The following is an 18,948-nucleotide window of genomic DNA, read 5'->3' on the forward strand; positions in this document are numbered from 1 at the left end:
GCAAAAGCAGTGAGCAGTGAACCGTGTGCCAAAGAGGAATTTGCTCCCGGTTCACTGATAACTGCTAACTGATTTTACCCGTAAGCCCAAGTATGAAAATTGGGTATCCCTGCGTGAACGAGGCGATGGACTGCAGCGCCGCCAACACTTTCCGGCTGGCCTCCTACAGCGAGGAGCGGCTGGTGGCGGCCGTGACGGTCAACCTGGCCTGCCTGCGCCGCATGCTGGAATGGAACGTGGCCCAGGGCCTGCTTTTCTTTCGGATGGGTTCGGGCATTGTGCCCTTCGGCTCGCACGAAATCAACACCTTTCCCTGGCAAACCCACTTCGCGGCCGACTTCCGGGCCATCGGCGACTACATCAAGGCCCACGACCTGCGGGTGAGCTTTCACCCCGACCAGTTTGTGGTGCTGAACTCGCCCAGCGCCGGCATTGTGCAGCGCAGCATTCAGGAACTGGTGTACCAGGGCTCGATGCTGGACCTGATGGGCCTGGACGGCACGGCCAAGCTGCAGATTCACGTGGGCGGGCTGTACGGCGAGCGGGAGCTGGCCATCCAGCGGTTTGCCCAGGTGCACGCCACGCTGCCCGCCGCCGTGAAGGCCCGCGTGGTGGTGGAAAACGACGACCGGCTGTATTCGCTGCGCGACTGCCTGTACCTGCACGAGCTCACCGGCGTGCCCATTCTGTTCGACAATTTTCACCACGAGTGCCTCAACCACGGCGAGCCCATGCCCGAGGCCCTGCGTCTGGCCGCGGCCACCTGGCACCCCACCGCCGACGGCGTGCCCATGATGGATTACAGCTCGCAGGCGCTGGGCGAACGCAAAGGCAAGCACACCGACGACTTGGTGGACGACCTGTTCCGGGGCTTCCTGGCCGACCTGCACGGCCTTGATTTCGACATGATGCTCGAAATCAAAAACAAGGAAGCCAGCGCCCTGCGCGCCGTGGCCATCCTGCGCGAGCTCGAGCTGAGTGCCCCCGCCCCCAATATTCCCAGCCCGCCCCTGACCCTGCCCCCCGACCCGAACGCGCCCGCCAAAGCCAAACGGGCGAAAAAGGACGCAAAGGTCAAAAGCGAAGAGTTATAGCCCGCTGGTCCAACCCTTTTTCAGCACATCAGCACATTCCCAAATCAATCCATCAGTCCAATGCCCTCCGACCAACTTCTCGCCACCGTCAGCGCCCTCAAAAACGGCCTCACCAGCCTGCCCCTGGGCTCGGCCATGGACAACACCGAAACCTGGCAGCAAACCTTCCTGCAAAGCGGCGAGCCCGGCCTGCAGGACATTGCCCGCGAAATCGGCAACCTGCAATCGCTGCTCACCAGCGGCGCCCTGAGTGCCACGGCCATCGGCAACTCGCTCACCATGCTGGGCAACCAAACCAGCCAGCTCAGCGCCAACGCCGCGGCCGACGTGAAAAAGCCCCTGCTGGAGCTGGCCGACTTGCTGCGCAAGCATGGCAGCGACTTGCTGGCCCACGCCGAAAAAAGCAAAAAGAAATAAGCGGCCCTGGCCGCTCGTAACACCAAAAAAGCCCTGCTCATTGTATTGAGCAGGGCTTTTTCGTGCTGGATGTGGGGTGTCGGGTTAGCGCGGCACGTTGCTGCTGTGGCTGCGGCGCGAGCGGCTGGGCACCACTTCGTTGGACTGGCGGGGCTTGTCGTCGCGAATGAGCGGCTGCTCGCGCACGTCGGGCACGGCCGTGGGCGAAAGCTCGGGCGTGGCGGCGGGCAGCAGGGTCCCGCCCGTGTTGTCGAGCGGACGGCTCTGCTGGGCGTCGCGGTTGGTGGGCGTGCGCTGCATGTCGGGCGGGCCCTGGATGGTGCTTTGGTTGAGCGCCGGGTTCACGGGCGGAATGGTGGTTTGGCCCTGGCTACCGCCGCGCACGGGCGCGGTGGGGTCGAAGGGCACGGTTTGGGCCTGCGCCGAGGCGGCCAGCAGCAGGCCGGCCAGAAGGAGAAACGGTTTCATGGGGGAGGGGAAAGGAGGGACACTAAAAAACCGGCTGCTTCGGGTGAAACAGCCGGTCTTCTTGAAGCCTTACGGCGCTGAACAACAAAAAGTTGCTAGCGGGGCGTCGAGGTTTTCATCTTGCCCTTCGAAGCCTTGTCTTTCGACTTCATGCGGCCCGAGGTGCTGCTGCCCGACGTGCTGCCGGAAGTGGTGCCCATGGTGCTGCCGCTGGTGGTTCCCATGTTGCCGGTGGTGCTGCCCGTGCTGCCGGTGGTGCTGCCCGAGGTGGTGCCGTAGGTGCCCGACGTGGTGCCGCTGGTGGTGCCCATGGTGCCCGAGGTAGTGCCCATGGTACCGGAAGTGGTGCCCATGGTACCGGAGGTGGTGCCCATGGTGCTGCCGCTGGTGGTGCCCATGTTGCCGGTGGTGCTGCCGGTGCTACCGGTGGTGCTGCCCATGGTGCCCGACGTGGTTTGGGCGAAGGCGGCGGTGCTCAGGCCGGTGGTCAGCAACAGGGCGAGAAGGATTTTGGTGGTTTTCATGATAAACGAGTTGGAAATGTGGAAAGGAAGGGAGCGTTGTGGACGGGGCTTTACGGACGGGAACCGGGGCAGGGTTGCGAATCAGGCATCTTAATATTCACCGAATTAGCTATTATTCAACGCGCTTGTTGTTGATTGTCAATGCATAACATCGCCAGGGCCCGAGGTGAGCGGAGTGGGAATAAAAAAACTCCCCATTTTCCGGTAACCTTCGCCGGGCACGGCGGTGTCCACAAGCAAATACCCCAAACACCTCATCGTAACTGCGTGGACTCGCTATCGGACAATGCCTTAATGCTGCGGGTGAAAGCCGGCGACGTGGACCGCATGGGTCTGCTCTTTGAGCGCTACCACCGGCCGTTGTTCGGTTTTCTCTACCACATGCTGGGCAGCTCCACGACCAGCGAAGACCTGGTGCAGAACGTGTTCTACCGCATGCTGAAGTACCGCCACACCTTCACCGGCGAGGGCGAGTTCCGCACCTGGATGTACCACCTGGCCCGCAACGTGCTGGCCGACCACGTGAAGAAAAACCGCCACGCCAAGCACCACGCCGACGTGGCCGACGTGGCCGAGCACCTGGGCGGCGGCAGCCCCGCCGACGCCGGACTGGAGCGCGCCCAGGAAGTGGCCGTGCTGCATCAAGCTTTGGCCCAGCTCAGCCCCGACCACCGCGAAGTGCTGGTGCTGAGCCGCTTCCAGGAAATGAAGTACGGCGAGATTGCCCAGGTGCTGGGCACCACCGAAGGCGCCGTGAAAGTGCGCGTGCACCGCGCCATGCACGAGTTGAAAAGCACCTACCTCCGCATCGAAAATTAACCCGCTATATGAACTGTGACCACGTAAAAGACCAGTTGGTCGACTACCTGAGCTGCCAGCTTACCGAGCCCGAGCAAGCCGCCCTCACGGCCCACCTGGCCGAGTGCGCCGAGTGCCGCGAGGAGCTGCAAGCCACCCAGCGCCTGTGGCAGAGCCTAGGGCAGGTGCCCGTGCCGGAGCCCGGCCCCAGCGTACGCCCCGAGTTCTATGCCATGCTGGCTTCCTTCAAAGAAGAAGTGAAGGCCACGCCTGACTACTCCCTGAAAGGCCTGTGGCAGTGGTGGCTGCACCTGGACGTGCCGCGGCCCATTCTGCGGGCCGTGTACAGCCTGTGCCTGGTAGGGGTGGGCCTCATTGGCGGGTATTGGCTGAACCGCCAGCCGCCGGCCACCGACGACCAGCAGCAGATTGCCGCCCTCGCCAACGAAGTGACCCACATGAAGCAGGTGATGCTGCTCTCGCTCATCCAGAATCCTTCGGCCACGGAGCGGCTGCGGGCCGTGGGCTACACCAAGCAGCTCGACGAGCCCACCGCCAAAGTGGTGAACGCCCTGCTCAGCACCCTCAACACCGACCCCAACGTGAACGTGCGCCTCGCCACGCTGGAAGCCCTGGCGCCGCTGGCCGAAGACCCGCAGGTGCGCGAAGGCCTGGTGCACGCGCTGGCCCGCCAGGACTCGCCGCTGGTGCAAACCGCCCTGGCCGACGTGATGGTGAAGCTGCAGGAGCGCCGCTCGGTGCAGCAGATGCGCGAGCTGCTGAAGCAGCCCAACCTCGACGAATCGGTGAAAAGCAAAATCCAGGAAAGCATCCAAACCCTCACAACCGGCCGGCCCGCCGCGCCCCAATCCACTCCCCGCCATGACCAAACCCTCGTTTCGCCGCAGCCTGAGCAGCCTCTTACTCGTGCTGTCTAGCACCAGCGCCTGCTGGGCCCAGAGCAAAGAATCCACCGAAAAAATCAGCAAAGAATTCGCCTCCATAGCCGACGCCGGCAAGAGCACGCTGGCCTTGTACAACATCTTCGGCTCGGTGCGGGTGGAGGGCTACGCCGGCAACAAAGTGCTGGTAGAAGCCACCAAAACCATTCGGGCCGACGACGCGGCCACGCTGGAGCAGGGCAAGAAAGAAGCCCAGCTGGGCTTCACCCAGCACGGCGACAGCGTGGTGGTGTACCTGGCCGGGCCCTACGACTCGCGCCCCCACGACAACCGCGGCAATTGGAACCACCGCGACATTGACTACCGCTACGAGTTCGATTTTGTGGTGAAGGTGCCCTACGCCATGAACCTGCACGTGAGCACCGTCAACAACGGCTCGATGGAAGTGAAGGACGTAACCGGCCTCTTGCACGTGAACAACGTGAACGGCCCCATCACCCTCACCAACGTGCGGGGCACCACCCGGGCCCACACCGTGAACGGCAACGTGGACGCCACCTACGCCGCCAACCCGGCCGGGGCCTCGTCCTACCACACCATCAACGGCAAAATCCGGGTGAAATACCCCGCCAGCCTGGGCGCCAACCTGCACTTCAAAAGCATGCACGGCGAGTTCTACACCGATTTCACCGACGCCGAAATCCTGCCTGTGCAAGTCACCAAAAACAAGGAAGGCAAAGGCGGCGGTACCGTGTACAAACTCACCAAAGACACCGCCGTGCGCATTGGCAAAGGCGGCCCCGATTTCCGATTCGAAACCCTCAACGGCGACGTCACCGTCTCCAAAAACTAGCTAATCCACCCCTCGCAATGACTATTTCCCTCCAACTATCCCCCGTGCAAATTGCGCGTCGGCTCGCGCTGGCCTTCCTGCTCGTCGGCAGCGCCCTGGCCAGCCGGGCGCAGGACGACGCCAAGGAAACCCTGACCGTGGCCCTGACCTCGCCCGGCAAGCCCGGTACCCTGGAAGTGGGCCTCGTGAACGGCTTCATCCACGTGACCGGCTACGGCGGCAAAGACGTGGTGATTGACGCCAGCGCCCGCCCGGCCAAAAGCCGCCGCACCCCCGAGCCGCCCACGCCGCCCGGCGGCATGAAGCGCCTCTCGTCGGCAAACGGCCTGAACCTGACCGCCGAGGAAAAGAACAACCACGTGGAGATTTCCACGCAGTCGCACGCCTACCCCGTCGACCTCACCATCAAGGTGCCGCAGAATTTCTCGCTGCAACTCAGCACTGTGAATAACGGCGACATCCTGGTCGAGAACGTGAACGGCCAGCTGGAAGTCTCCAACGTGAACGGCGCCATTCAGCTCACCAACGTGTCGGGCTCAGCCGTGGCCAACACGGTGAACGGCAACCTCACGGCCACCTTCAAAAGCGTGACCAACGGTGCGCCCATGGCCTTCTCCACCCTCAACGGTAAGGTAGACGTGACCTTCCCCGCCAATGCCAAGGCCGCGCTGAAAATGAAATCGGAGCGCGGCGAAGTGTACAGCGACTTCGACGTGGCCGTCGACAAGTCGACCCCCAAAGTGACGCGCACTTCGCAAGGCGGCCTCACCCGCCTCAGCACCGACGACTGGACCTACGGCAAAATCAACGGCGGCGGCGCCGAAGTGATGATGAAAACCTTCAACGGCAACATCTACCTGCGGAAAGTGAAGTAAGGGCGGCGTATTGCTTAAAAGGCCGTCATGCTGAGCGCAGTCGCAGCATCTCTACCGCGCAAGTAGCTAGTTACTACTGCACGCGAGATGCTTCGACTTCGCTCAGCATGACGGCCTCTTGGTTTTCTATTCTAACGTCTTACCGCACCACCACGCGGGTAGTGGCGCCGTCGGTGGCGCGCAGCACGTAGAGGCCGGCGGCTAGGCCGCGCACGTCCAGGTGGTCGGTGGCGGTGGGCAGCTGGCGCACGGCGCGGCCCAGGCCATCGAGCAAGGCGCCGGCCACGGGGCGGCTCAGGCGCACGGCGGCGCCGGGCGCGGCAGGGTTGGGAAAGCAGTGCAGCGCTTCGGGGGCCGGGGCGCCGTTTTTGGCGCTCGTGACCACGCCGCGCAGGCCAACCTGGTACACGGCCACGGTGCTGCTGATTTCGTTGGCCAGCAGCAGGAGCGGGGCGCCGGTGGGGCTGTTGGCGGCCGAAACGAAGACGATGCCTTCGGGGCCCAGGTCGCCGGTGCCGGCGGTCAGGCTGCGGTTGTTGAGGTACTGCACCACGCGCGGGTTGGCGGGGTCGTTCACGTTCAGCACCACCACGCCGCCCACGCGCTCCATGCTCACGAAGGCATAGGTGGTGTCGCGAATCGTGCCAATGGTCACGCCCTCGGGCTCGGGGCCTTTGTCGTCGGAGCGGTTTTTCCGGGTGGGCGTGCCGGTGGTGTTGCTGGCGTTGAAGAGGCTGCCGAAGGCGGCATCGGTGCTGGTCACGCGCTCCAACAGGTCGCCGCTGTCGTGCACCAGCGCGCCGGTGCTGGCATTCAGAATGCTGAACGAGCGGCCGCCCAAGGCATAAATCTGGTCGAAGTCGCCGTCGCCGTCGGTGTCGCCCAGTTTGTTGGTCACGTTGAGGCGGCCCAGGGCGCTGCTGTTTTTCAGCACTGCGGCCTGTGGGAAGGCGGTGGGGTCGAGCACGTAGGCGGCATCGCCGAGGCGGTTGATTTCGTTCAGGCCGGTGTACTCGCGCGAGTCGCCCTCGTTGGCCGTGATGAGGTAGCGGCCGCCGCCCAGGCTGGCCGGCAACTCAAACGAGGCCAGGGCGTCGGGCTGGCGCATGCCGCGCACCGGCCAGTTGGCCATCAAAATGTCCGCGGCCTGGTCCGAGGCATCGAAGCTGAAACCGGGCTGGGTGTAGTCCTGGTAGCCCACCGAGCGCAGGCTGGTGAACTGCAGCGTGGCCAGGTCGAGCGTGGCAATGGCGTTGTTTTCCTGCAAGCCGATGTAGGCCGTCTGCGAGTTGGCCGACACGGCCACGTACTCGGGCTCGAAGTCCTGCGCCACGCTGCTGGGCGCGCTCGCCGGCCCGCCGTAGATGCGAATGCCGGCTGCCCGCAACGTGGCGGCCTGCGTGTTGTAGGCGCTAAAGTCCAGGGTGGTGACGCGGGCCTGCGTGACGGCCGCGATGCCGCCGGTCATGTCCACCACCGATACCGAACCCAGCGGGTCGAGGGTGTACGCGGCATTGGGCTCACCTTCGTTGGCCGTGATGACGTAGTGGCCGTCGGGCGAGAAGGTTATCATGTCGGGCATGGCGCCCACGGTCACCTGCTTGATGAACGTGCCATTTTGGTCAAAAAACACGATGCTGCCGTTTTGCTGCGGCGCCGTGTTCTCGATGGCGCAGGCCACCAGCCCGTTGCGCACGGCCACCGAGTTGATGTTGCCATACGGCAGGATGTTGATGGAGGCCACCGGCGTGAGCATGCCCGGCGTGGCGAAATTCAGGATGTCGAGCTTGCCGCCCACCGAGTTGGCCACGTACAGGCGCTGCGTGCTGGGGTCGTGGGCCACAATTTCGGCCGAGTTGATTTGGGTGCTGCCGCTGAAGGCCGTGCCGTTTTGGTAGCTGCCCAGCAGGTTGAGGCGTAGCGTGTTGGTGCGGGCAGGCGCTTGGGTGTCGTTGTCTTTGAGGTAGACCAGAAACTCCGTGGCGCCGGCCGTGAGCGTGGCGTTGCTGGGGTTTTGGAGGCGCACCGTGAAGTACTCGGTGGCTTCGGCCGTGGCGTCGTCGAGCAGGGGCAGCGTGAGCGTGGCCGTGGTGCTGCCCGGCGCAAACGTGACGGTTTGGGGGCTAGCAAACGTGAAATCGGCCCCCGCCGTGGCCGTGCCCAGCGGCGCCAGCACCGCTTGCACCGTGCTGGCCGTGGCGTTCGGGTTGCGCAGGCTAAGCGGAATGGATACCGTGCCCGCGCCTTCGGCCACGATGAGCGGCGTGGCGGCACCGGTAAAGCCCAGGTCGGGCACGGTTTGCGCCTGGGCGGTATGAGCTAGCGCAAGGGCGAGAGCAGAGGCTGCCAGAAAACGTGAGGCGTAGGAGTGTGAAAGCATGAAAGCAGGCTGAGTGAATAGTCAGCCAAAACTATCGGCGCCTCATTACCTCAACATTACAAGCGAGTTACCGAATTGCGGCGGCCGTGCGGAAGGCTTGTGCCTAAATTTTTTTGGGCACCTTGTAACGAATGGGCCAAGTCCCGGTACTCCTTTCAACTCACCTCCAATACCCCACCCGTGACCTCCACGAGCACGAGCGACGAAGAACTGATGGCGGCCGTGCGCGCCGACGACCTGGACCAACTCGTGCCCTTGTTCGAGCGCTACCACGCGCCCTTGTTCAACTACCTCACCCGCCTCACCAACGACCGCGAAACCAGCGAAGACCTTACCCAAACCGTGTTCGAGCGCATTCTTAAATACCGCAGCAGCTACCAGCCCAGCCAGCCCTTCAAGGCCTGGGTGTACCAGATGGCCCGCAACGTGCACGCCGACCACTGGCAGCGCCAACAAAAGCTGCGCGCCGCCGATGCCGACGTGGAAGACGTGGAGCGCACCGGCGCCCTGCGCGGCGCGGCCTTCTCGCAAATGCGCGTGGCCAACCATCACGACGACCTGCACGAAGCCTTGAACCTGCTGCCCACCCCGCAGCGCGAAATCCTGGTGCTGAACCGCTTTCAGGGGTTCGGCTACGAGGAAATCGGCCAGCTGCTGGGCTGCACCGCCGAGGCGGCCCGGGTGAAAGCCCACCGCGCCCTGCAGGCGTTGCGCAAAATCTATTTCGCCAATTAATCATGAAAACGCCCGAATTATCTGCCTGCCACGAGCTCGAAGCGCTGCTGCCGGCCTACGTCGAGCGTAGCCTGCCCGCCGCCGAGGCCGACCGCGTGGCCGCGCACCTGGCCGCCTGCCCCGCCTGCCAGCTGCAAGTAACCCAGCTCCGCGCCCTCACCGACGACCTCGACGCGGCCATGCCCGAAGTGCCCCGCACCGCCCTGCGCGCCAATTTTATGGCCATGCTGGAGCAGCAAAAGCAGCTGCTGACACCCGACGCCCCGGTAGCAGCCCCCACGCAGCCCGTAGCCAAGGTGGTGTCGATGTGGCCCACCGCGCTGGCCAACAACTGGATGCGCGTGGCCGCCAGCATCGTGCTTATCGCCGCCGGCGTGCTGCTGGGCCGCAACCTGAGCTGGAACGGCCGCGGCGCCGACAACGGCGTGGCGGCCAACAGCAACAAGCCGGCCCCGGTGGAGCTGGCCCAGTCCATGCGCCAGGCCTCGGCCAGCGACCGGATTCAGCTGGTGACCAACACCAGCAAGCAAACCGAGCCCGGCGACCCCACGGTGCAGGTGCTGCTCAACACCCTCAACTTCGACGCCAACCCCAACGTGCGCCTGGCCGCTTGCGAGGCCCTGTATCGCCTGCGCGAAGACCCGCAGGTGCGCGAAGGCCTGGTGCATTCGCTGGCCATTCAAACCGACCCCAACGTGCAGATTACGCTGATTGACATGGTGGTGGCCATGCGCGTGCGCCGCGCCGTGCCCCAGCTCGAAAAGCTTTCCAAGCGCCCCGATGCCTTGCCCGTGGTGCGGGCCCAGGCCGAAGCCGGCATTGGCAAATTGATATAGACCCCCTCGTTTTTCTCTCTTTCTCCGCCCCCTTTTTTCTGCACGCGGCGCCGCTCGTCGGCGCCGCGCTAAGACCTCACTTGCTTAATTTTTTCCTCTATATGAACAAGTTCATCCTCCTCGCTCTGACGGGCGCTCTGACGGTCCAGGCGGCCAACGCCCAGGAATACAAAACCAAAATCGGCGGCAAAGACCGCAAAGTCGTGCTCGAAATGCAGGGCAGCGACATCACCGTGGAAGGCATCAGCGGCGACGAGCTGGTGATAAAAGGCAACGGCTACGAAGAAGCTCCCAAGCGCGCCGAAGGCCTGCGCCCCATCTACAACTCGGCCGTCGACAACACCAAAATCGGCCTTTCGGTGACGCAGACCGACAACACGGTGCGCGTTGTGCGGGCGTCGCGCAAGGACGCCAACTACGTGATTCAGGTGCCCAAGGGCGTGAGCGTGCAGTACACCCAAACCAACTGGAACGGCGGCGACGTGACGGTGCGCGACATGGCCGGCGACCTGGAACTGAACGTGAAAAACGGCGACATCAAGCTCTCCAACGTGACCGGCCCCGTGGTGGCCAACACCGTGAGCGGCGACATTCAGGTGCGGTTTGCGCCCATGCGCCAGGGCCCCAGCTCCATCTCGACGGTGAGCGGCGACGTGGACGTGAGCATGCCCGCCAACACCAAATCCACGCTGCACCTGCGCTCGGTGTCGGGCGAAGTGTACACCGATTTCGACCTGAGCATGGGCAGCAAGGGCGACAACATGCAGCACATCGGCGGCCAGGTGGTGGACGGTACCATCAATGGCGGCGGCAACTCGGTGTCGCTCAAGACGGTGAGCGGCGACATTTTCGTCCGCAAAGCCAAGTAGCGTCCGGCTCGAGCCGAACCCTGAAACCCGGTCATGTTTCGCTGCGCGCTGCATGACGCATACACGGCGACAGCTGTACTTCAACTCTCCACCTTCCACTTCTGCAAAAAACCATCACCATGCGCCGCTTCCTGTTCCTTCTCCTCACGTTGCTGGCCGTGGCCGGCACCCACACCGCGTCCGCCCAGAAAATCATCGAAAAAAGCGTGGACCTGGCCAAAGGCCAGCGCCTGTACCTCAACCTGAAGCAGGGCAGCAGCATCCGCATTCGGGCGGGCGCCAGCGGCAAAATGACGCTGAAAGCTTCGGTGAGCATCAACCAGAACCGCCTCAACGACGCCCTGCTGCTCGGCACCGAGCAAAGCGGCGACGAAGTGAAAGTGACGTCGGAGTTTGATAAGGAGATGCTGCGCAAGGCCCAGCCCGGCGACTGCCCCACCGGCGGCTCGTACTACGGCGACACCTACACCTACCGCAGCGATGGCAAGGCCCGCGACGGCGAGAGCTACGGCCAGGTATGCGCCGTGATTGAATACGACATCACGGTGCCGGCCGGCGTGAGCCTGCGCGTGAGCACCCTCAGCGGCAACATCGACATTGCGGGCCTCACCGGGCCCATCGAGGCCAAGTCGCTGAGCGGTTTTGTGGACGTGGCCTGGCCCGCCACCCAGGGCGCCGAGCTGGCCCTAAAAACCATCACCGGCGAGGTATACACCGACCAAGACATCGCCTTTTCCTCGGCGCCCCGCAAAAACTCCATCGTGGGCTACCAGGTGCGCGGCACGCTGAAGGGCAGCGGCCCACTCGTCAAGCTCGAATCCATCAGCAACGACGTGTATTTCCGCAAGCGGAAGTAACCATTCTACACAACGGGAGTTTCCGCGCACAAGAAGACCGGGTTGGTTTTCTCGTGTGGAGAAATATGCTTGATAATCAGATGATTGTGCTGATGGCCTAAAGCAACGGGCGCGGGGCAACACGAGGGCGCTGGTCTGCAAGCTGGCGTGCCGGTGGTAGTGGCTTCGAAGTGGTTTTTGGTGAGTGAAAACAGCTCGCAAAGCCCGTCCCGCGCCGTTGTTTTTTCGCTGCACAAGCAACTCCACGGTCGCCGAATGCTCCTTTTTGCCTGCTTTTCCTTCCGTCCTATGTACCCCACCTTTTCGCTGCGCTCGTTCTTTCTGCTGGCTTTGCTGGCTCTTTCCTGGCCGGCGGCCCGGGCCCAAGGCCCGGCCGCCGCACCGGCTTCCTCCGCCACGGCGGCGCCCAAGCGCCAGCTGCAGGCCGTGCGCATCACGGAGGCGCTCAAGCTCGACGGCCTGCTCGACGAGGCCGTGTGGCAGACCGCGCCCATTGCCACCCAATTCTACGAATACGAACCCAAGCCGGGCGGGCGGGAAAAGTACCCCACCGAAGTGCGCGTGCTCTACGACGACGCGGCCATTTACGTGGGCGCCGTGATGCACGACGTCTCGCCCGATTCGGTGCTGCGCGAACTCAGCGCCCGCGACAACCTCGGCAATTCGGACTGGTTCGGGGTGTTTTTCGACACGTACAACGACCACCTCAACGGCTACGAATTCATCGTCTCTTCCGGCGGCGTGCAGCTCGACGCCCGTATGTCGCCCACCAACGGCGAAGACGGCAACTGGAACGCCGTGTGGGACTCGCGCACCGCCCTGCGCGGCAACGACTGGGTGGCCGAGCTGCGCATTCCGTATTCGGCCATTCGCTTCAGCAGTGCCCCGGAGCAGATGTGGGGCCTGAATTTTGGGCGCCAGCGGCGCGTGACGCGCCAGAAGTTTTTCTGGACCGAGGTGAAGCCGCAGGTGAGCGGCTTCGTGAACCAATGGGGCCTGCTCACCGGCCTGCGCGACCTCAAGCCGCCGCTGCGCCTCTCGCTCACGCCCTACGTGAGCACCTACGTCAACCACAACCCGCTGAACGCCGAAGGCACCAAGCGCACCACCACCAGCTTCAACGGCGGCGCCGACCTCAAGTGGGGCATCAACGAAAGCTTCACGCTCGATGCCACCCTGGTGCCCGACTTCGGGCAAGTGCAGAGCGACAACCAGGTGCTCAACCTCTCGCCTTTTGAGGTGCAATTCAACGAGAACCGGCCGTTTTTTACCGAAGGTACCGAGCTGTTCAACAAAGGCAACTTGTTTTATTCCAGAAGGGTAGGGGCCACGCCCGTAGGCTTCTACGACGTGAAAGCCGGCGCCACCGAGCGCATCGTGCGCAACCCCTCGGAGACGCCGCTGCTCAATGCCACCAAGGTGTCGGGGCGCACCGGTAAGGGGCTGGGCATCGGCGTGTTCAACGCCCTGAGCAACGATGTGTACGCCACCCTGCGCAACCGCGAGACGGGCGAGGAGCGCCAGGTGCTCACGCAGCCGTTTGCCAACTACAACATCGTGGTGCTGGACCAGAGCCTCAAAAACAACTCCTACGTCTCGCTCATCAACACCAACGTGACCCGAGCTGGCGCCACCTACGACGCCAACGTGACCGGCGGCCTGTTTCGCTTCGCCAACAAGGCCAATTCCTACGCCGTGGATGGCCGCGTGGTGTACTCCAACCGCCGCGGCCAGGTGTTTGGCCGCAACGAGGAAGTGGCCGACCGCGACGGCTACAAGTACCAGGTGGGGGTGAGCAAAATCTCGGGCAACTTCACCTGGTACCTAAACCACGGCATCGAGTCGAACACCTACAACCCCAACGACCTGGGCATTCTGTTCGGCAACAACAACATCTCCCAGGGCATGGGTGCGGCCTACCGCATCTACAAGCCGTTCTGGAAGGTGAACAACTTCTCGGTTTTCAGCGAAATCAACCAGTCGTTTCTCTACAAGCCCACCTTGTACCAGGCGTTCGGCTACTACCTCGGCGCCAACACCACCTTCACCAAGAGCTTCAACCAGTTCGGGTTCGATTTCAACCTCGACCCCGTGACGCACGACTTCTACGAGCCGCGCGTGAGCCCGCTGGGCTCCAAATACGTGCGCGTGCCCGGCAACGCCCGCCTGGTGGTGTTTGAGAACTCGGACGGCCGCAAGAAATTCGCCTACGGCTGGAATTTTGGAGTGCAGCACTACAACCTGGATGAGCGCCTGCGCCGGGCCCGCCGCACGGGCTACAGCTTCGGCCTCTACCCGCGCTACCGCGTGAACGACCACCTCACCTTCCGCTACAGCATCGACTGGAGCCTGTACCGCAACCAAATCGGCTACGTGAACGGCGGCATGGACGGCGCCGAAGCCCTCGACCAGCCCTTCCTGGGCCAGGTGATTCTGGGCCGGCGCGACGTAGCCACCGTTTCCAACGTGGTGTCGACGGCCTACACCTTCACCAACCGGATGTCGTTCACGCTGCGCCTGCGGCACTACACCAGCAACGTGCACTACCGCGACTTCGCGGCCCTGGGCGACAACGGCGACGAAAAGCCGGTGGACTACCGCCGCAACCGCGACAACACCTACAACGCCTTCAACGTCGACGCCGTGTACTCGTGGTGGTTTGCGCCGGGCTCGCAGGTCAGCATCGTCTGGAAAAACGCCGGCTCCACCTTCCTGCAGGCCGAACAGGCCACGCCGCTGTATTTCGATAACTTCAACAACACCATCAACACGCCGCACAACAACTCGGTGTCCGTCAAGGTGCTCTATTACCTCGACTACCTCACCCTGCGCCGCACCCTGAGCGCCCGGTAGCCCGCTTTGCGTTGCATAAAAAAAAGGCCCCCTGAAGTGCTTCAGGGGGCCTTTTGCTTGCGGGCGAAGGACGGTTACTTATTCACCATCAGGCGCTGGGTGCTGGTTTGCCCGCCGCCCACGTACTGGCAGAGGTAGAGGCCGGCGGGCCAGCGGCTGGCGTCTACTTCCAGCTGGTACTCGCGGCCGCCCACGGCCGGGCCCTCAAACAGGGTAGCCACCTGCACGCCCATCTGGTTGAAGACGCGCACCGAGGCCACGCCCGACACCGGCGCCTGGAAATTCACCGTCGTGCTGGTGGCCACCGGGTTGGGGAAGGCCGTGAGCACCACGTCGGGCAGCGCGGGCGCCGGGATGGAGCCGCTACCGCTGCCACTGCAGCTGCCCAGCAGGTCGTTGTGCGTCGAGCCGGGGCCGATGTGGGCGGGCACGGCGTTGGGCGAGATGCAGATTTCGTGGCCGTTGTGGCACACCAGCACCTTGGGGTTGTTGGCGTTGTTGCCGCAGCGGGCCTCCACCACGTTCAGCGTCACCGAAGCCGAGGCCGTGCAGCCGCTGGCGTTGGTGGCCGTCACGGTGTACACGTACTGGCCCGCGCTGCTGGGCGCAAACACGGGGCTCGGGCTGGTGGGGTCGCTCAGGCCGGCAGCGGGGCTCCAGCGGTAGCTGGTGCCGCCCGTGGCGGTGAGGGTGGCCGTTTGGGGGCCGTAGCCCAGGAAAATGGTGTTCGGCAGGCTTCTCACCGGCACGGCCCCCACTATGCTCACCGCGATGGCGGGTGCCGCGGCGGGCGCGGGCTGCGCGAGGGTGGCCTGGGCCGTGGCGGTGCAGCCGTTGGCGCCGGTCACGGTCACGGCGTAGGTGCCGGCGGCAAGGCCGCTCAGGTTCTGCGTCGCGGCCCGGAAGCCGTTGGGGCCCGTCCAGGCGTAGGTGGCGGGGGCCGCGGCCCCGGTCACGGCCAGCGCGATGCTGCCGTTGGCCGCGCCCGCGCAGGTGGGGGTGGTGGCCGTAGCGGTGGCGGCCACCGAGCAGCCCACCACGTTGATGGTGAAGGCCTGCATCACGCGGCCGTAGCTGTTGCCGTGGTGGTAAATGTCTTCGGCGTCCAGCGTCACGGGGTAGGTGCCGGCGCGCGTGGCCGTGCCGCTAAGGGTGGCCGTGCCGTTGCCGTTGTTCACGAAGCGCAGCCAGGAGGGCAGGGTAGTGGCCAGCACGTCGAGGCGGTCGCCGTAGGGCAGGTCGGGGTCGGTGGTCGTGATGGTGTACACAAACGACTGGCCCACCGTCAGCGCCAGGTTGCCGGGCTGCGAGGTGAAGGCCGGGGCCGAGTTAATCAGGAAGTTGAGCGTGTGCGTGGCCTGCTCGCCGTGCGAGTCGCGGGCCACAAAGGTGGCGGCGTGCGGGCCCCAGTTGGCCACGGCCGGCGTCCAGCTCAGTTGCGTGCTCACGGGGTTGGCGGCCGCCGTAGGCAGGGCGGCGCCAAAGCCGGCCCCGGCCGGCAGGCCCGTCACGCTGGCCAGGCTCACCCGGTCGGTGGCGTCGGGGTCGGAAGCCTGAATGGTGTAGCGCAGGGCCGTGCCCGGCGTCACCTGCACCACGCTGTTGTGGGCGGGCGTGGGCGGCACGTCGAAGCGGGGCCGCAAAGTCACTTCAATGGTTACCGAGGTCGTGGCCTGCCCGCCGGCCAGGTCCTGGGCCACGAAGCTGATGACGGTGGTGCCCAGGTTGGCGGCCGTGGGCGTCCAGGCAAAAGCCGTTTGCACGGGGTTGCCGTCCAGCGGCAGCGCGGGCGTGGCGGTGGCGCCCGGCGGCACGCCGTAGGCCAGCAGGTTCACCACGTCGTTGGGGTCGCTGTCGGTGGCGCGCACGCCAAACGCCACGGCCTGGCCCGGCGCCACGCGGTACACGTAGGCATTGGGCGGCGTGAGGCTGTAGTCGAACACCGGCGGGTTGGCGGTGCCCGTCACTTTCACCAGGAAGTCGACCAGAACGCTCGTGCGCCCGTCGCTCACCTTAACCACGGCGTTGAACATCTGCCCCACCGTGAGGCCCGCCGTGCTGAAAGAAACCAGGCCCGACGTGGCGTTCACGCTCATGCCCGGGGCATTGGCAAAAGGGTTGTTGTTGAAGTCGGCCGCGGAGGCCATCGAGAAGGTCAGCGCGTCGCCGTCGGGGTCGCTGGCGGGCAGTAGGAAGGTGGCCGCCGTCGGGCTCGAGGCCACGTTCACCACCGGCACCAGCGTGCTCACGGGCGAGTTGTTGCCGGAGCCCGCGTTCACCAGCGTGCTCACGTACATCACCCCGTTGGCGTTGTTGGAGAGGGTGCTCAGGCGGCAGCAGTCCGTATAATACGCCCGGAAATCGCCCGCCGTGGCGTACGTGTGCGTGATGATGGCCTCGCCGTAGAAGCTGTCGCCCGCCACGTCCACCGACGTCACGCCCAGGTTGATGATGCCGTTGGTGCCGTCGCCAAATTCCAGATTGCCGGTCACCACCGACGCGCCCACGCTGGCGTTGAGGCCCCCGAAGCTGCGGCGCCACGCCTGGCTCACCCGAAACTCTACGGTCAGCTTGGCCGGGTCGGAGGCCACGGTGCGCCACGTGAGCGAGCCGTAGCGGAAGTGCGTGGCCCGCGCCGGGCTGGCCGCGCCCATCCCAAACAGCAGGCACAGCAGCAGCACGCGCCAGCCCGTCCACCGCGACCACCGGCCCGGACCCCACGAAAGGAAATTCAACTTGTTTCCGGCAAAGTCAAAATGTTTCATATGGCTAAAAATTGAAATGAGTGAGAAATATGAATTTAAAAAGAAGAAAGGCTTGAGAAGTATAATTTTATTAAAAATGATTGATTGGAATTTTCATATCAAATTCTTGTCCATGTGCTAATATGTTAATTATTGAAGGTGATAATTCAAATGTATTAAAATTTATGCGCTAAGCAAATGAATATGATATATTCCTTTATGATTCTTAGAACAAATATCCAGGCGCTGGTTTTTGTCATATTTTGGGTTGAGGCCTAACAGGCGAGACACGGTTGCTCAGGGGCCAGCCAAAACTTCCCGAATTGTCCGACCTTTGCCGGGCCTTTCTTTTCCCGCTGTATGTCGGCCCCCTTCGCCCCCGAACTCCGCACCGTGGCCGTGACGCGCTACGTGACCCCGCTCCGCGAGGGCGGCTCCCTGCCCGCCCTGGTCGAAGCCGACGACGGCTTCCTGTACGTGGTGAAATTTCGGGGCGCGGGGCAGGGCGTGAAGGCCCTCATCGCCGAACTGATAGTGGGCGAACTGGCCCGGGCCCTGGGCCTGCGCGTGCCCGAACTCGTGTTCTGCGAGCTGAGCGAAGCCTTTGGCCGCACCGAGCCCGACGAGGAAATTCAGGACCTGCTGCGCGCCAGCACCGGCCGCAACCTGGCCCTGCACTACCTCTCCGGCGCCATCACCTTCGATGCGCTGGTGACCACCGTCGACGCCCGCCTGGCCTCCCAGATTGTGTGGCTCGACTGCCTGACGCTGAACGTGGACCGCACGCCCCGCAACACCAACATGCTGATGTGGCACAAGGAGCTGTGGCTCATCGACCACGGGGCCGCCCTCTACGCCCATCACGCCGGCCCCGAGTGGGCCGCGCCGCGCCCGCGCCCCTTTCCGCAGGTGAAGGACCATGTGCTGCTGCCCCAGGCCAGCGAGCTGCCGGCGGCCGACGCCGAAGGCCGCGCCCGCCTCACGCCCGAGGTGCTGCGCGCCGTTGTGGCGCTGGTGCCCGACGAGTGGCTCACCAACGGCGACGCCCCCGCCGCCACGCAGCGCGCCGACTACGTGCGCTTTCTCGAAGCCCGCCTGGCGGCCTCAGAAACATTTGTTCAGGAAGCCCAAGCCGCCCGCCATGCACTTATATGAGTACGCCGTGCTGCGCGTGGTGCCCCGCGTGGAGCGCGAAGAGTTCATGAACGTGGGCGTGGTGCTGCTGTGCCGGGCCCAGGGCTTTCTGCAGGTGCGCTGCGCCGTGCCCGAAGCCCGCCTGCGCGCCTTCGCCCCCGGCCTCGACCTGGACGAGGTAGCGGCGCGTCTGCACGCCTTCGAACGCATTTGCCAGGGCCGGGCCACTGGTGGTACCATTGGCCAGTTGCCCCTGGCCGAGCGGTTTCGCTGGCTCACGGCCATGCGCAGCACCATCGTGCAAACGTCGCCTGTGCATCCCGGCCTGTGCGCCGATGCCGGCCAGACCCTGGCGCGGCTGCTGGAACAGTTGGTGCTCTGAGCGAAGAACAGCAGCTGCCTGAGCGCGTGGCTTGCCCTTTTGGCTACGGTTAAGCTTATGCTTCGGCAGGGCGAGCGCGCCCTGTGGTGGCTTCCACAAATCCGTTACTTTCGTGCTGACCACTGTCCCTGCTGCCGCCCCGGCCGCTGGGTGGCCGGGCCGAAAGGCGCTGCGGGCAACCACCGGGTCGTTGAGTAAGAACGGTAGTGGGCCCGTCCGCAATGAAC

At 64.4% G+C, this 18,948-nt stretch carries 17 protein-coding genes; 13 read left to right on the plus strand and 4 right to left on the minus strand.

Going from position 1 to position 18,948, the window contains the following annotated elements:
• The first annotated feature begins 92 nt into the window (after window positions 1–92).
• Window positions 93–1,094: a UV DNA damage repair endonuclease UvsE gene (gene uvsE / locus IC234_RS05255; protein ID WP_190922807.1), complete on the plus strand. Its 1,002-nt coding sequence runs from the start codon at window positions 93–95 to the stop codon at window positions 1,092–1,094.
• A 60-nt stretch (window positions 1,095–1,154) separates the two neighbouring features.
• Window positions 1,155–1,511, plus strand: coding sequence for a hypothetical protein (locus IC234_RS05260; RefSeq protein WP_190922808.1), 357 nt, complete (start codon window positions 1,155–1,157; stop codon window positions 1,509–1,511).
• Window positions 1,512–1,595: 84 nt separating this feature from the next.
• Here IC234_RS05260 and IC234_RS05265 read toward each other — a convergent pair whose 3' ends face one another.
• A complete protein-coding gene (locus tag IC234_RS05265; RefSeq protein WP_190922809.1) occupies window positions 1,596–1,979 on the minus strand; it encodes a hypothetical protein in 384 nt (127 codons plus the stop codon).
• Window positions 1,980–2,074: 95 nt separating this feature from the next.
• Window positions 2,075–2,503 (minus strand): hypothetical protein, encoded by a 429-nt coding sequence (locus tag IC234_RS05270; RefSeq protein ID WP_190922810.1) that lies wholly within the window; start codon window positions 2,501–2,503, stop codon window positions 2,075–2,077.
• Window positions 2,504–2,797: 294 nt separating this feature from the next.
• On the opposite strand from IC234_RS05270, the gene IC234_RS05275 reads away from it, so the two are divergent.
• From IC234_RS05275 to IC234_RS05290, 4 genes are read left to right on the plus strand one after another with little or no spacing between them, the layout of a single operon-like run.
• Window positions 2,798–3,322 (plus strand): RNA polymerase sigma factor, encoded by a 525-nt coding sequence (locus tag IC234_RS05275; protein WP_190923419.1) that lies wholly within the window; start codon window positions 2,798–2,800, stop codon window positions 3,320–3,322.
• 8 nt (window positions 3,323–3,330) lie between these two features.
• Window positions 3,331–4,239 carry a HEAT repeat domain-containing protein gene (locus IC234_RS05280; RefSeq protein WP_190922811.1) on the plus strand — a complete coding sequence of 303 codons (909 nt, stop codon included), beginning with the start codon at window positions 3,331–3,333 and terminating at the stop codon, window positions 4,237–4,239.
• Entirely contained in the window at window positions 4,184–5,056 is an 873-nt protein-coding gene (locus IC234_RS05285; protein WP_223827504.1) for a DUF4097 family beta strand repeat-containing protein, read from the plus strand. Before IC234_RS05280 ends, IC234_RS05285 begins: the two co-directional genes overlap by 56 nt.
• A gap of 17 nt (window positions 5,057–5,073) precedes the next feature.
• The gene (locus tag IC234_RS05290) at window positions 5,074–5,931 is read left to right on the plus strand and encodes a DUF4097 family beta strand repeat-containing protein (protein WP_190922812.1); all 858 of its coding nucleotides are present in this window, start codon (window positions 5,074–5,076) and stop codon (window positions 5,929–5,931) included.
• Between the two features lie 139 nt (window positions 5,932–6,070).
• Here IC234_RS05290 and IC234_RS05295 read toward each other — a convergent pair whose 3' ends face one another.
• On the minus strand, window positions 6,071–8,311 hold the full coding sequence (locus IC234_RS05295) for a choice-of-anchor I family protein (RefSeq protein WP_190922813.1): 2,241 nt from the start codon (window positions 8,309–8,311) through the stop codon (window positions 6,071–6,073).
• A gap of 180 nt (window positions 8,312–8,491) precedes the next feature.
• Between IC234_RS05295 and IC234_RS05300 the strand changes: the two genes are divergently transcribed.
• From IC234_RS05300 to IC234_RS05320, 5 genes are all read left to right on the plus strand, one after another.
• Window positions 8,492–9,046, plus strand: a complete 555-nt coding sequence (locus tag IC234_RS05300; protein ID WP_190922814.1) for an RNA polymerase sigma factor — start codon at window positions 8,492–8,494, stop codon at window positions 9,044–9,046.
• 2 nt (window positions 9,047–9,048) lie between these two features.
• Entirely contained in the window at window positions 9,049–9,882 is an 834-nt protein-coding gene (locus IC234_RS05305; RefSeq protein WP_190922815.1) for a zf-HC2 domain-containing protein, read from the plus strand.
• Window positions 9,883–9,983: 101 nt separating this feature from the next.
• Window positions 9,984–10,751, plus strand: a complete 768-nt coding sequence (locus IC234_RS05310) for a DUF4097 family beta strand repeat-containing protein (protein ID WP_190922816.1) — start codon at window positions 9,984–9,986, stop codon at window positions 10,749–10,751.
• A gap of 119 nt (window positions 10,752–10,870) precedes the next feature.
• Complete coding sequence (locus IC234_RS05315) at window positions 10,871–11,608, plus strand: DUF4097 family beta strand repeat-containing protein (RefSeq protein ID WP_190922817.1); 738 nt, start codon at window positions 10,871–10,873, stop codon at window positions 11,606–11,608.
• 288 nt (window positions 11,609–11,896) lie between these two features.
• Window positions 11,897–14,461, plus strand: a complete 2,565-nt coding sequence (locus IC234_RS05320; protein WP_190922818.1) for a DUF5916 domain-containing protein — start codon at window positions 11,897–11,899, stop codon at window positions 14,459–14,461.
• Window positions 14,462–14,535: 74 nt separating this feature from the next.
• Here the strand turns inward: IC234_RS05320 and IC234_RS05325 are convergent, their stop codons facing one another.
• The gene (locus IC234_RS05325; protein WP_190922819.1) at window positions 14,536–17,226 is read right to left on the minus strand and encodes a putative Ig domain-containing protein; all 2,691 of its coding nucleotides are present in this window, start codon (window positions 17,224–17,226) and stop codon (window positions 14,536–14,538) included.
• Window positions 17,227–17,565: 339 nt separating this feature from the next.
• Here IC234_RS05325 and IC234_RS05330 point away from each other — a divergent pair, with 339 nt between their 5' ends.
• Window positions 17,566–18,360, plus strand: a complete 795-nt coding sequence (locus tag IC234_RS05330) for a HipA family kinase (protein ID WP_190922820.1) — start codon at window positions 17,566–17,568, stop codon at window positions 18,358–18,360.
• A complete protein-coding gene (locus IC234_RS05335) occupies window positions 18,347–18,721 on the plus strand; it encodes a DUF3037 domain-containing protein (RefSeq protein ID WP_190922821.1) in 375 nt (124 codons plus the stop codon). Before IC234_RS05330 ends, IC234_RS05335 begins: the two co-directional genes overlap by 14 nt.
• The last annotated feature ends 227 nt before the right edge of the window (window positions 18,722–18,948 follow it).

The organism is Hymenobacter armeniacus, assembly GCF_014699055.1.
Lineage (GTDB): Bacteria > Bacteroidota > Bacteroidia > Cytophagales > Hymenobacteraceae > Hymenobacter > Hymenobacter armeniacus.

Excerpts from the sequence above, each read along its gene's own strand:
- IC234_RS05335 (WP_190922821.1), top strand. The coding sequence starts at position 18,347 with ATGCACTTATATGAGTACGCCGTGCTGCGCGTGGTGCCCCGCGTGGAG.
- IC234_RS05280 (WP_190922811.1), top strand. The coding sequence starts at position 3,331 with ATGAACTGTGACCACGTAAAAGACCAGTTGGTCGACTACCTGAGCTGC.
- IC234_RS05265 (WP_190922809.1), bottom strand. The coding sequence starts at position 1,979 with ATGAAACCGTTTCTCCTTCTGGCCGGCCTGCTGCTGGCCGCCTCGGCG.
- IC234_RS05330 (WP_190922820.1), top strand. The coding sequence starts at position 17,566 with ATGTCGGCCCCCTTCGCCCCCGAACTCCGCACCGTGGCCGTGACGCGC.
- IC234_RS05295 (WP_190922813.1), bottom strand. The coding sequence starts at position 8,311 with ATGCTTTCACACTCCTACGCCTCACGTTTTCTGGCAGCCTCTGCTCTC.
- IC234_RS05275 (WP_190923419.1), top strand. The coding sequence starts at position 2,798 with ATGCTGCGGGTGAAAGCCGGCGACGTGGACCGCATGGGTCTGCTCTTT.
- IC234_RS05290 (WP_190922812.1), top strand. The coding sequence starts at position 5,074 with ATGACTATTTCCCTCCAACTATCCCCCGTGCAAATTGCGCGTCGGCTC.
- IC234_RS05315 (WP_190922817.1), top strand. The coding sequence starts at position 10,871 with ATGCGCCGCTTCCTGTTCCTTCTCCTCACGTTGCTGGCCGTGGCCGGC.
- IC234_RS05260 (WP_190922808.1), top strand. The coding sequence starts at position 1,155 with ATGCCCTCCGACCAACTTCTCGCCACCGTCAGCGCCCTCAAAAACGGC.
- IC234_RS05270 (WP_190922810.1), bottom strand. The coding sequence starts at position 2,503 with ATGAAAACCACCAAAATCCTTCTCGCCCTGTTGCTGACCACCGGCCTG.
- IC234_RS05325 (WP_190922819.1), bottom strand. The coding sequence starts at position 17,226 with ATGAAACATTTTGACTTTGCCGGAAACAAGTTGAATTTCCTTTCGTGG.
- IC234_RS05320 (WP_190922818.1), top strand. The coding sequence starts at position 11,897 with ATGTACCCCACCTTTTCGCTGCGCTCGTTCTTTCTGCTGGCTTTGCTG.
- uvsE (WP_190922807.1), top strand. The coding sequence starts at position 93 with ATGAAAATTGGGTATCCCTGCGTGAACGAGGCGATGGACTGCAGCGCC.
- IC234_RS05285 (WP_223827504.1), top strand. The coding sequence starts at position 4,184 with ATGACCAAACCCTCGTTTCGCCGCAGCCTGAGCAGCCTCTTACTCGTG.
- IC234_RS05305 (WP_190922815.1), top strand. The coding sequence starts at position 9,049 with ATGAAAACGCCCGAATTATCTGCCTGCCACGAGCTCGAAGCGCTGCTG.
- IC234_RS05310 (WP_190922816.1), top strand. The coding sequence starts at position 9,984 with ATGAACAAGTTCATCCTCCTCGCTCTGACGGGCGCTCTGACGGTCCAG.